The 12,112-nt window shown below is 65.6% G+C and carries 13 protein-coding genes; 12 read left to right on the forward strand and 1 reads right to left on the reverse strand.

Going from position 1 to position 12,112, the window contains the following annotated elements; translation table 11 throughout:
• Positions 1 to 36 precede the first annotated feature (36 nt).
• Positions 37 to 1,200 (reverse strand): tyrosine-type recombinase/integrase, encoded by a 1,164-nt coding sequence (locus LRK53_RS10230; RefSeq protein ID WP_027491985.1) that lies wholly within the window; start codon positions 1,198 to 1,200, stop codon positions 37 to 39.
• A 169-nt stretch (positions 1,201 to 1,369) separates the two neighbouring features.
• Between LRK53_RS10230 and LRK53_RS10235 the strand changes: the two genes are divergently transcribed.
• The 12 genes from LRK53_RS10235 (at position 1,370) to dmpG (ending at position 12,034) form a co-directional block, all read left to right on the forward strand.
• Entirely contained in the window at positions 1,370 to 2,374 is a 1,005-nt protein-coding gene (locus tag LRK53_RS10235) for a DNA-binding protein (RefSeq protein ID WP_081666560.1), read from the forward strand.
• 331 nt (positions 2,375 to 2,705) lie between these two features.
• On the forward strand, positions 2,706 to 3,326 hold the full coding sequence (locus tag LRK53_RS10240) for an SEC-C domain-containing protein (RefSeq protein WP_235642045.1): 621 nt from the start codon (positions 2,706 to 2,708) through the stop codon (positions 3,324 to 3,326).
• Positions 3,327 to 3,585: 259 nt separating this feature from the next.
• On the forward strand, positions 3,586 to 4,275 hold the full coding sequence (locus tag LRK53_RS10245) for an FAD-binding oxidoreductase (protein ID WP_221174182.1): 690 nt from the start codon (positions 3,586 to 3,588) through the stop codon (positions 4,273 to 4,275).
• A 9-nt stretch (positions 4,276 to 4,284) separates the two neighbouring features.
• Positions 4,285 to 4,710 (forward strand): 2Fe-2S iron-sulfur cluster-binding protein, encoded by a 426-nt coding sequence (locus LRK53_RS10250; RefSeq protein ID WP_051257509.1) that lies wholly within the window; start codon positions 4,285 to 4,287, stop codon positions 4,708 to 4,710.
• A gap of 5 nt (positions 4,711 to 4,715) precedes the next feature.
• A complete protein-coding gene (locus LRK53_RS10255) occupies positions 4,716 to 5,651 on the forward strand; it encodes a catechol 2,3-dioxygenase (protein WP_235642046.1) in 936 nt (311 codons plus the stop codon).
• Positions 5,651 to 6,139: a GlcG/HbpS family heme-binding protein gene (locus tag LRK53_RS10260; RefSeq protein WP_235642047.1), complete on the forward strand. Its 489-nt coding sequence runs from the start codon at positions 5,651 to 5,653 to the stop codon at positions 6,137 to 6,139. The genes LRK53_RS10255 and LRK53_RS10260 overlap by 1 nt, the downstream gene beginning before the upstream one ends.
• Positions 6,136 to 7,593 carry a 2-hydroxymuconic semialdehyde dehydrogenase gene (locus LRK53_RS10265; protein ID WP_027491992.1) on the forward strand — a complete coding sequence of 486 codons (1,458 nt, stop codon included), beginning with the start codon at positions 6,136 to 6,138 and terminating at the stop codon, positions 7,591 to 7,593. Before LRK53_RS10260 ends, LRK53_RS10265 begins: the two co-directional genes overlap by 4 nt.
• Before the next feature lie 20 nt (positions 7,594 to 7,613).
• Positions 7,614 to 8,456 (forward strand): alpha/beta fold hydrolase, encoded by an 843-nt coding sequence (locus tag LRK53_RS10270; protein ID WP_027491993.1) that lies wholly within the window; start codon positions 7,614 to 7,616, stop codon positions 8,454 to 8,456.
• 4 nt (positions 8,457 to 8,460) lie between these two features.
• Entirely contained in the window at positions 8,461 to 9,249 is a 789-nt protein-coding gene (gene dmpE, locus LRK53_RS10275) for a 2-oxopent-4-enoate hydratase (protein WP_304412565.1), read from the forward strand.
• A gap of 13 nt (positions 9,250 to 9,262) precedes the next feature.
• Entirely contained in the window at positions 9,263 to 10,051 is a 789-nt protein-coding gene (dmpH, locus tag LRK53_RS10280) for a 2-oxo-3-hexenedioate decarboxylase (protein ID WP_027491995.1), read from the forward strand.
• Positions 10,052 to 10,071: 20 nt separating this feature from the next.
• Positions 10,072 to 10,977, forward strand: coding sequence for an acetaldehyde dehydrogenase (acetylating) (locus tag LRK53_RS10285; RefSeq protein ID WP_027491996.1), 906 nt, complete (start codon positions 10,072 to 10,074; stop codon positions 10,975 to 10,977).
• 10 nt (positions 10,978 to 10,987) lie between these two features.
• Positions 10,988 to 12,034 (forward strand): 4-hydroxy-2-oxovalerate aldolase, encoded by a 1,047-nt coding sequence (gene dmpG / locus LRK53_RS10290; RefSeq protein WP_027491997.1) that lies wholly within the window; start codon positions 10,988 to 10,990, stop codon positions 12,032 to 12,034.
• Positions 12,035 to 12,112 lie beyond the last annotated feature (78 nt).

The following is a 12,112-nucleotide window of genomic DNA, read 5'->3' on the forward strand; positions in this document are numbered from 1 at the left end:
CGGGCTCCCGTAGGTCCTGGCTCTTGTCGCGATCGTTCATGCAGGGTTTTCTCCTGCGCGCGACGACCGAAGCGGGCGCGGCTGTGTGGTGCTGGCATGGCGCGCATCCGCTTCCGCATGCAGATAGATAGAGGTGGTGCCAATCGAGCTGTGGCGAAGATTTTGCTGGATATGGTGCACCGGTATACCGGCTTCCGCCTGATGCGTGGCGGCGGTATGGCGCAACCAATGGGTTGACGCCCGGCGCACGCGGGTCGCCTTATCGCTGTCCTCCGGTTCCAGCGCGTCGGCGATGCGCCGGAACGTGTCCTTGACGATCTGATAGACCGCGGTGGAGGTCAGTGACGACGAGCGCCCGGCGATCCCCAGAATGGCTGGCACGCGTCCGTTTTCAACGGGCAACGGCGCCAACGCATGGAAGCGTCGATAGCGCGCGAAGTCCGCCATCAATGCGTCGCTGAGCGGGATTTCTCCCTCAACGCCGCCTTTACCAACGACGCGCAGCCACCACGCGCCACGAATACGTTGGAAGTCGCCTTCGCAGGCCGCGGCCGCCTCCGAGACTCGAAGCGCGGACTCATACAGGAAGCGAAGCACCCAGCGAGCGCGTTCGTAGCGCTGGCGTTCGCGCTCGGTAGCACGGGGCCAGTCGTCCAGCGCCCGCAGGACATCGTCCCAGAGCGCCCGATCCAGATAGCGCTCCATCGTGCGACGGGCGCCACGGCGCGCTCGGCGACGTTGCAGGACAAACGGGCTGCCGGCGAGGTAGCCGGCCCGCACGAGGTAGTTGAACAGCCCGGCCAGGATGCCCAACGCCTGCCGGCGACTGCGCTCTCCCAAGGGGCCCGCGAGCAAGCGCCGGTGCTCGCCCCGACGGGCCAACCCATCGTCGCACCAAGCTGCAGGCGGATCAGCCAGAAAGGCCTCGTAAGCGATCACATCCTCGCGTGTCAGGCTGGACACCGGCTTCCCACGCACTTGCACGGACCAGAGCAGAAGCCGCTCGGCTTCCTTGCGGTAGCTGCGAAAGGTGTGCGGCGAGTCGTGGTATTCGGCCAGCCAGAGTCCCATGGCCGCTACGTCGTCATCGGCTGCAATCTGTCGCGTGGCACCCGCGGTAGCCCGGTTGGTGCCGGCCTGCCCGGAAAGGGTGGGCGGCAGGCCCGATGGCGCGGCCAGACTCAAAGCGACATGGCTCATGGCTTTCCGATGTTTTTGCGCATGAAGTTCGCAGGGTACAGCGAAAAGACCTGTGATTATACCAATTATCGTAAATTTCAAGGATAAATCATTACAAGTATAACGTAATACTGTAATATACATTTATCATGTCCTTCTAATTCGACCCTCCGAGCGACTGGAACTACCCATGAGCCGTGTCAGCGATACCCGCCAACGTACCCGTGAAGCCGCTGCCCAGCTCGTTGCCGGCGGCAAACGACCCCACGAAATCACCGTCGACCAGATCTATGCGGCCATCCAGCAGGGCAGCCGAACCACCATCAATGATGAGTTGAAGTTGTGGAAGGACGAGCGAACGAAGGTCGATGCACTCGGAGCGGATTTGCCACCTGCGGTGGCCGACGCCATGCGATCGCTTTGGGTCGCCGCTGTGGAACAGGGAGAGCGGACGTTTGCCGAACAGAGGGAAGCGCTGGAAGCGGAGTTGACCTCCACCCAAAGTGAACGCGATGAAGCCGCGGCATCGCGCGATGCAGCGATGGTCGATGAACAGCAACGAAGGCAGCAAGTCGCCCAACTCGGCGAGCAACTAGATGAACTGCAGCAGCACTTGGTCGCTGAAAGTGCGACCAAAAACGATGCGCTGGGCCAAGTCCACGCGTTGCAGCAGGAAATCGCCAGTTTGCGTACGGAGTCCATGCGTCAGCAGGAAACAGCAGCTGCGGCCCGGGAGAAGCAAGCCACCGAATTTCAGGCTCGTCTTGCCGAGCGTGACCTGGCCTTTCAGACCGAACTCGGTACCGCCACCCAGCGACTGGAAGCGGCGCAGGACCACATGCTCCGGCAGATCGACGAAGCACGCGAAGGGCAACGTCACGCTGAAAGGGCGCTGGCCAAGGCTCAGCGGCGACATGAGGAGCAGCAAACGGAGCTTACCGAATTGCGTTTGCGCTACCGCGAACAGCTTCAAAAGCTCGAACAACAGCGCGCACAGATCGAAGCTCTCAAGAACGAACGGCAGACTTTGACGCGGCAAGTGCTGTCGAACCGCGGGCAAATCGATGGGATGGAACTGGCGTTGCAGTTGCTGGCTGCCAAGGCCGCGGGTACAAAGAAAAGTACCGACGATACGCGCAAACCTGCCCAGCGGAAGAGACGTGTGGACTCCAAGAAGAGCGCCAAAGGGCAGTGACAAAGAGGCTTTTCAATGCCTCTGGCTTCAGCGCCCCGGGAGTTGTTCAGCGTAAGCCGCCAGTTCCGTAAGCGTTGCCGATTCGTCTTGGGCGGAAAGCCAGACGCCGTCGGCCAACTCGCGGTGAAGGAAGATCGATTGATTCTCCGTCCAACCAACTGACCGAACCATATCGTTGGGCAGTTCGATAAGCCACGAACCGTCTATTCGTCGCAGCACAGCCGTTGTTGGATGGGGCATGAGACTGGCTCCGATAGTGAAGGGCTTGGCCCAATTTTACCTCCGCGCGATCCCCAGCATGGGGTCACCCTCGACTTTGGAATCTGCTTGCTTGAAAACCACGACGCCCCCGCATATCACCCGACATATCCAACAACTGATCGCGAAAGTGGTTCCGGGGGGAAACCCTGCCTATCTAACGGTTCAACCCGACGCCGACGCCGTGGTCAACGAATGCTTCCCAAATGTGGCGGCCAAGATCTCGCGTGCCGGTGGACGTATGCTATGCGGCTGGCAGATATGGGAGTGGCCGCATGTGATGGTCGAGGCGGAGTTTCATGCCGTCTGGGTTGCGCCCGAGGGGCAGCTCGTCGACATCACACCCAAGCCGCACGGAGAGGCTGCGATCTTGTTCGTACCCGACGCACGTCGCACGTATACCGGTGTTGTTGTTGATAACGTCAGGTTGCCGGTACGAGACGACTTGCTCGTTCGCCACTTCATCAAGGCGTCCGAGGCCATCGTCCAGGTGATGAATCGTGGCGAGCGCACCGACCAATACGGGCAGATCAGCGTTCCAGCGCATGAAATCGAGCCGCTGATGAGGGCGCAGAGTTTTCTTGGTCAGTCCATTTCAGCGGGCCTCCGCGACCACGACTCTTGTCTGTGCGGGAGGGGCGGCAAGTACAAGCGCTGTCATGGGCCTGGCTTCGAGCGCCTCTTCAATGAGTAGCTTTGGTGTGATTACTGCCTAGATACTCGCGTCAACACAGCTACTTAGCTGCATTTCTGCGAAGATATCCAGAATCCCGGCTATACCTCCAATGGATACTGAGTACTGCATCCCCGCGCCTAGACTGGCGCCAAGACGTTCTTGAGCTAACTCCTTGGGCTGAAATTGTTTTTCAGCCGGAGTGTCCTATTTTTACGCGTATCTCGGCCGGACCCCGACACCCACCGTCAAGGGCATCTGGCTGCGTCCGGACCGGAGCGTGTCATTCCAGGCTGGCCAATACCTCAACCTTCACCTGCCGGGCGTCGATGGGCCGCGTGCGTTTTCGCTGGCCAATGCGCCGGGCGAGGATTTGATCGAGCTGCACGTGCGCAAGGTGCCAGGCGGTGCCGCCACGAGCTGGCTGCACGATGCGTTGAAGGCTGGCGACCGGCTGCATCTGACCGTGCCGATGGGCCGATTCTTCGTGCGCAAGTCAGCCGGCTTGCCGGTGATCCTGCTGGCCGGCGGCTCGGGGCTTTCCAGCCCGAAGTCGATGCTGGCCGACCTGCTGGCCGAAGATTTCGCACACGACATCTGGTTGTTCCAGGGTGCGCGCGACCGCGGCGAGCTGTATTTCGCCGACCACTTCGAGCAGCTCGCGCGCAGGCATCCTCGGCTGCACTACGTGCCGGTGCTGTCCAACCTTGCCGACGACGATCCGTGGACTGGTGCACGGGGGTTCGTGCATGAAGAGTTGAAGCGGCGCTTCAGCCAGGACGGCGGCGCCAGCGCGGATTTCCGCGGCCACCAGGCCTACCTGTGCGGCCCGCCGCCGATGATCGAGGCCTGCATCGCGACGCTGATGCAGGGCCGCTTGTTCGAGCGCGACATCTACACCGAGAAATTCATCACCGCCGCCGATGCCGCCGCGTCGGCGCGGCGCAGCCCGCTGTTCCGGGCCTTGTAGGAGATGCCGATGCGAACCGATGCGGCAACTTACGGAAACCAGTGCGGCGACGCCCCCGCGTCGTCGCTGCAGCTGACGGTGACCGTCGCCTGCAGCGGCGAAAGCTACCTCTGCCGGCGCGACGAAAGCCTGTTGTGCGGCATGTTGCGGCTCGGTCGCAAGGGCATCCCGGTGGGCTGCACCAACGGTGGCTGTGGCGTGTGCAAGGTGCGTGTGGCTTCCGGGCACGTACGCCAGCTGGGCGCGATCAGCCGGGCCCATGTGAGCGCGGAAGAGGAAGCGACGGGCTACACGCTGGCCTGCCGCATGGCGCCGGAGACCGACGTGATCCTCGACGTCGTCGGCAAGTTGCACCGAAACCTTACCCGTACAGCAGCAGGGTGCATCGCCGTGCAGGCACCCACACGAAACGACCATGGGAGAGACGAACGATGAGTGTCATGCGCATAGGCCACGCCAGCATCAGGGTGATGGACATGGACGCCGCTCTGCAGCACTACGGCAACGTGCTGGGGTTGAGGGTGACGATGAAGGACGCCGCCGGGCGCGTCTATCTCAAGTGCTGGGACGAGTGGGACAAGTACTCGCTGGTGCTCACTGCATCCGACCGTGCCGGGCTCGACCACGTGGCGTACAAGGTGCGTGCCGAGAGCGACCTGGACGCCTTGCAGCCGAAGATCGAAGCCTGGGGCATCAAGGCCACCATGCTGCCGGCGGGCAGCCTGCCGGATACCGGCCGCATACTGCAGTTCCACCTGCCCAGCGGCCACGAAATGCGGCTGTTCGCCAGCAAGGAGCAGCTCGGCACCGATGTCGGCTCGCTGAATCCCGACCCGTGGCCGGACTCGCTGCGTGGTGCCGGCGTGCACTGGCTGGACCACACCTTGCTGATGTGCGAGCTGAACCCCGAGGCCGGCATCAACCGGGTGGCCGACAACACGCGCTTCATGGAAGAGGTGCTGGATTTCTGGCTCACCGAGCACGTGCTGGTGGGGCCGGACAAGAACGTGCAGGCGGCGACCTGGCTGGCCTGCTCCACTACGCCGCACGACATCGCGTTCGTCGGCGGCCCGCGCAACGGCCTGCATCACATCGCCTTCTTCCTGGACTCCTGGCACGACGTGCTGAAGGCCGCCGACGTGATGGCGAAGAACAAGGTGCGCATCGACGTCGCGCCGACGCGCCACGGCATCACGCGCGGCGAGACCATCTACTTCTTCGACCCCAGCGGCAACCGCAACGAGACCTTCGCCGGGCTGGGCTACCTGGCGCAACGCGACCGGCCGGTGACGGTGTGGTCGGAGGACCGCCTCGGCAGCGGCATCTTCTACCACACCGGTGACCTGGTCGCCTCGTTCACCGAGGTCTACACCTGATGAATGCCGGCATGCCGCAGGCGGTGCCGTCGTGCAGCGTGTTGCAGCGCTGCATCGACTGGCCAGCGGCGCAGGCGCTGGTCGTCGCAGCCGCGCAGGCCGCACAGGACATGCGGGTACGCGTCAATGTGGCGGTGGTCGATCCGGCCGGCGTGCTGGCCGCGTTCCTGCGCATGCCTGGCGCGCCGCTGCACTCGGTGGAGATCGCCATCGACAAGGCCTACACCGCCGCGAGTTTCGGCCTGCCCACCTCGCGCTGGCCGCAGGCACTGGCCGAGCATTCCGCCGCAGTGCGCGAGGGCATCGTGCTGCGGCCGCGCTTCATCGCCTTCGGCGGCGGCCTGCCAGTGCTCGAAGACGGCCAGCGCATCGGCGGCATCGGCGTCTCCGGTGGTAGCGAGGCGCAGGACGAGGCGATCGCGCACGCGGGCCTGGACGCCCTTCCCATGAATCTCTCAAAAGCCCGAACGAAGAAGAACGCGCCATGAAGCAATTCCAGAATTTCATCGACGGCGGCTGGGTCTCCACGCAGCGCCAGTTCGAGAACCGCAACCCGGTCGACAACCGCGTGATCGGCCAGGTCCACGAAGCCGGCCGCGCCGAGGTGGACCAGGCGGTACGCGCGGCGCGCGCGGCACTGCACGGGCCGTGGGGCGCGCTGAAGCTGGCCGAGCGGGTCGAGCTGCTGTACGCGGTGGCCGACGAGATCAACCGCCGCTTCGACGATTTCCTCGAGGCCGAGGTCGCCGACACCGGCAAGCCGCGCAGCATGGCCAGCCATATCGACATCCCCCGCGGCGCGGCCAATTTCAAGATCTTCGCCGACGTCATCAAGAACGTGCCGACGGAAACGTTCGAGATGGCCACGCCCGACGGTGGCGCTGCGCTGAACTACGCCGTGCGCAAGCCGCGCGGCGTGATCGCGGTGGTCTGCCCGTGGAACCTGCCGCTGTTGCTGATGACCTGGAAGGTCGGCCCCGCGCTGGCCTGCGGCAACACGGTGGTGGTCAAGCCGTCCGAGGAAACCCCGGCCACCGCGACCCTGCTCGGCGAGGTGATGAACGCGGTCGGCGTGCCGAAGGGCGTCTACAACGTCGTGCATGGGCTCGGCCCGGATTCGGCCGGCGAGTTCCTGACCACGCACCGCGGCGTCGACGCGATCACCTTCACCGGCGAGACGCGCACCGGCGAGGCAATCATGGCCGCGGCGTCGAAAGGCGTGCGCCCGGTGTCGTTCGAGCTGGGCGGCAAGAACGCCGGCATCGTGTTCGCCGACGCGGATTTCGATGCGGCGGTGGACGGCATCGCGCGCGCCGCCTTCGTCAACTGCGGCCAGGTTTGCCTGGGCACCGAGCGCGTCTACGTCGAGCGGCCGATCTTCGACAGGTTCGTCGCCGCGCTGAAGCAGAAAGCCGAGGCGATGAAACCCGGCGTGCCCGACGACAAGGCCACCGGCATCGGCCCGCTGATCTCGAAGGAGCACCAGCAGAAGGTGCTGCGTTACTACGCCAGCGCCAAGGCTGACGGCGCCACCATCGTCACCGGCGGCGGCGTGCCGAAGATGCCGGCCGCGCTGCAGGATGGCTCGTGGATCGAGCCGACGATCTGGACCGGACTGCCCGAGACCTCGGCGGTAGTGCGCGAGGAGATCTTCGGCCCGTGCTGCCACATCGCGCCGTTCGACAGCGAGGACGAAGTCGTCGCTCTCGCCAACGACACGCCCTACGGCCTGTGCACCACGGTGTGGACCGGGAACCTGGGCCGCGCGCATCGCGTCGCCGGCCGGATCGACGTCGGCATCACCTGGATCAACAGCTGGTTCCTGCGCGACCTGCGCACCGCGTTCGGCGGCAGCAAGCAGAGCGGCATCGGCCGCGAAGGCGGCGTGCACTCGCTGGAGTTCTACACCGAGCTGCGCAACGTCTGCATCAAGTACGCCTGACCGCCATCCAGAGACCCGACATGAACGCCCACAGCAATCCCGAAATCGGCCAGGACATCGTCGCCGCCGGCATCCGCACCAACTACCACGACCTCAACCGTAGCGCCGCGGGCGTGCCGCTGCTGCTGATCCACGGCTCCGGCCCCGGCGTCAGTGCGTTCGCGAACTGGCGGCCGGTGATGCCGACGTTCGCCGAGCGCCGTCGCGTGGTTGCGCCGGACATGGTCGGCTTCGGTTTCACCGACCGTCCCGCCGGTTACCACTACACGATGGACAACTGGGTCACCCATGCGATCGGCGTGATGGACGCGCTGAAGCTGCCACAGGTGGACCTGGTCGGCAACTCCTTCGGCGGTGCGCTGTCACTGGCGGTGGCCGTCCGCCATCCCGAGCGCGTGCGCCGGCTGGTGCTGATGGGCGCTGCCGGCGTGCCGTTCAAAATCACGCCGGGATTGGACGAAGTCTGGGGCTACCAGCCTTCGTTCGAGAACATGCGCAAGATGATGGATCTGTTCGCCTACGACCGCGCGCTGGTCACCGACGAACTGGCCGAGCTGCGCTACCGCGCCAGCATCCGGCCCGGCTTCCAGGAATCGTTCTCGGCGATGTTCCCGGCGCCGCGCCAGCGCGGCGTCGATGCGCTGTGCACGCCGACGGCGGACATCCGCGCGCTGCCGCACGAAACCCTGGTGATCCACGGCCGCGAGGATCAGGTGCTGCCGCTGGCGACCTCGCTCACCCTGGCCGACTGGATTCCGAACGCGCAGTTGCATGTGTTCGGCAAGTGCGGCCACTGGACCCAGATCGAGCACTCGGCACGGTTCGCGCGCCTGGTCACCGACTTCCTCGACGAGGCCGCGTGACGCCATGGCCATGAAACCGCAGGACATCCGCAAGCACGGCGACGAGTTGTACGAGGCGCTGGCCGCGCGCCGCGCGGTGGCGCCGCTGACCGACCGCGTGCCGGACATCGACATCGACGACGCCTACCGCATCCAGCTGCGCATGATCGAGCGCCGCATCGAGCAGGGCGAGACGGTCGTCGGCAAGAAGATCGGCGTCACCTCCAAAGCGGTGCAGAACATGCTCAAGGTCTACCAGCCGGACTTCGGCCAGCTGCTGTCGGGCATGGTCTACAGCGAAGGCGAGCCGATCCCGGTGGACACGCTGATCGCGCCCAAGGCCGAGGCGGAGGTGGCGTTCATCCTCAAGGCCGACCTCAATGGTCCGGGCATCAGCGCCGCCGACGTGCTGCGCGCCACCGACTTCGTACTGCCGTGTTTCGAGATCGTCGATTCACGCATCCAGGACTGGAAAATCAAGATCCAGGACACCGTCGCCGACAACGCCTCCTGCGGCGTATTCGTGCTCGGTGGCACGCCGCGCTCGCTGCGCGGGCTGGATCTCGCCGTCGCCGGCATGGTGGTCGAGAAGAACGGCGATGTCGTGTCGACCGCCGCCGGTGCCGCGGTGCAGGGCTCGCCGGTCAACGCGGTGGCCTGGCTGGCCAACACGCTCGGTACGCTCGGCATCCCGCTCAAGGCGGGCGAGGTGATCCTGTCCGGTTCGCAGTCGCCGCTGATGCCAGTCGTGGCCGGCGATTCCTTCCACTGCAGCGTCGGCGGCCTCGGCAGCTGCTCGGTGCGCTTCGCCTGATGAGCACGACGCCATGACCCTCGACCAACAAACCATCCAGCAACTGGCGGTGCATCTCGAAGATGCCGAACTGCATGCGCACGCCGTCGCCAAGATCACCGACGCGCACCCGGCGCTGGACTGGGACGACGCCTACGCCATCCAGACGGCGATCCGCAGCCGCAAGGAAGCACGCGGCGCGCGCGTCGCCGGTCACAAGGCCGGCCTGACCTCGCGCGCCAAGATGAAGCAGATGGGCGTCGCCACGCCATGCTTCGGCCTGCTGTTCGACTACATGAGCGTCGCCAACGGCGACGAGATCAAGGTGTCGGAGCTGATCCATCCGAAGGTCGAGGCCGAGATCGCCTTCGTGCTGAAGCAGCCGCTGCGCGGCCCCGGCTGCCATGCCGGCGCGGTGCTTGCGGCGACGGATTTCGTGGTGGCGGCGGTGGAGATCATCGACTCGCGCTACGAGAACTTCCGCTTCGACCTCGCCAGCGTGATCGCCGACAACACCTCCGCCAGCCGCTTCGTCGTCGGCAGCGTCGCGCGTGACGTCGAGGGACTCGACCTGCGCACGCTGGGCCTGGTCATGGAGAAGAACGGCGAAGTCGTGGCGATGGCGGCGGGCGCGGCCGTGCTGGGCCATCCGGCGGTGGCGGTGGCCGCGCTGGCCAACCACCTGGCCACCCGCGGCGAAGAGCTGCCGGCCGGCACTTTCATCATGAGCGGCGGCGCCACGGAGGCGATTGCGGTAGCCGCCGGGGATGCCATCCACGTGCGCTTCCAGGACCTGGGCAGCGTGTCGATGCGTTTCGTTTGAGCCATGCAAGGAATCGGACAATGAACAAGATCAAGTGCGCCATCATCGGCCCCGGCAACATCGGCACCGACCTGCTCTACAAACTGCGCCGTTCCGAAGTGCTGGAGCCGGTCTGGATGGTCGGCGTCGACCCAGCGTCCGAGGGCCTGGCCCGCGCGCGCGACCTCGGACTGAAGACCACCGCCGAGGGCGTCGACGGCATGCTGCCATACGTTGCGGCCGACGGCGTACAGATCGCCTTCGACGCCACCAGCGCCTACGCGCACAAGGCGAACTCGGACAAGCTCACCGCGCTCGGCGTGATGATGATCGACCTCACGCCGGCGGCGATCGGCCCCTACTGCGTGCCGTCGATCAACCTGAAAAAGCACACCGAACAGCGCGAGATGAACCTCAACATGGTCACCTGCGGTGGCCAGGCGACCGTGCCGATGGTGGCGGCCGTGTCGCGGGTGCAGAAGGTGGCCTATGGCGAGATCGTGGCCACCGTGTCCTCGCGCTCGGCCGGCCCCGGCACGCGGCTCAATATCGACGAGTTCACCGTCACCACGGCCAGCGCCGTCGAGCAGGTGGGCGGCGCGAAAAAGGGCAAGGCCATCATCATCCTCAACCCCGCGAAGCCGCCGCTGATCATGCGCGACACGGTGTATTGCCTGACCGAGGAAGCGCCCGACGAACGCGCCATCACCGAGTCGGTCCAGCAGATGGTGAGCGAGGTGCAGAAGTACGTGCCCGGCTACCGCGTCGTGCAGGGCCCGGTGTTCGAAGGCAACCGCGTCTCGATCTACCTGGAGGTCGAGGGGCTGGGCGATTTCCTGCCGAAGTACTCCGGCAACCTGGACATCATGACCGCCGCGGCGACGCGTACGGCGGAGATGTTCGCCGAACGCATTCTCGATGGCTCGCTGAGCCTGCAAGTGGCCTGAGGACCGCACCATGAACTCGAACAAGACCCGCATCACCCTGCACGACGTCACGCTGCGCGACGGCATGCATCCCATGCGCCACCAGATGACGCTGGAGCAGATGACTACCGTGGCCACCGGGCTGGACCAGGCCGGCATCCCGCTGATCCAGGTCACCCATGGCGAGGGCCTTGGCGGCGGCTCGGTCAACTACGGCTTCGGCAAGCACTCCGACGAGGAGTACCTGTCCACGGTCATCCCGCTGATGAAGCGCGCCACGGTGTCCGCGTTGCTGCTGCCGGGCATCGGTACGGTGACGCACCTGAAGATGGCGCACGATCTGGGCGTGCGCAGCATCTACATCGCCACGCACTGCACCGAGGCGGACGTGGCCGAGGAGCACATCACCGAAGCGCGCAAGCTGGGCATGGACACCGTCGGCTTCCTGATGATGAGCCACATGAACTCGGCCGAGGGCTTGATCGGGCAGGCCAAGCTGATGGAAGGCTACGGCGCTAACTGCATCTACGTGACCGATTCGGCCGGCCACATGCTGCCGGCGCAGGTGCAGGAAAAGATCGGCGCGCTGCGCCATGCGCTGCGCCCGGAAACCGAGCTGGGCTTCCATGGCCACAACAACCTCTCGATGGGGGTGGCCAACAGCGTGGCCGCGGTGGAAGCCGGTGCCAACCGCATCGACGCGTCCTGCGCTGGGCTGGGTGCGGGCGCGGGCAACACGCAGACGGAGGTCTTTGTGACCGTGTGCGACCTGATGGGCATCGAGACCGGGGTCGATCTGTTCGCGATCCAGGACGTTGCCGAGGACCTGGTCGTGCCGATGAAGAAAACGCCGCAGCGCATCGGCCGCGATGCGCTGGCTCTGGGCTACGCCGGTGTCTATGGCTCGTTCCTCGGTTTTGCCTGGCGCGCCGAGGAGAAGTACGGCGTGCCGGCGCGGGAAATCCTGCTGGAAATGGGCCGGCGCGGCATGGTCGGCGGGCAGGAGGACATGATCGAGGACACCGCCTTCCGCATGGCGCGCGAGCGCGGCGTGCGCAAGACCGGCACCGCGGCATAGCGGCGCGCGGGGCGGCGCCGCCGCTCCGCAGGCCAGGGTGGGGGAACGGGGCGCACCGGGCGCCGTGCAACGCACGTC

Origin of the sequence: Rhodanobacter thiooxydans (assembly GCF_021545845.1) — a bacterium.
Taxonomy (GTDB): domain Bacteria; phylum Pseudomonadota; class Gammaproteobacteria; order Xanthomonadales; family Rhodanobacteraceae; genus Rhodanobacter.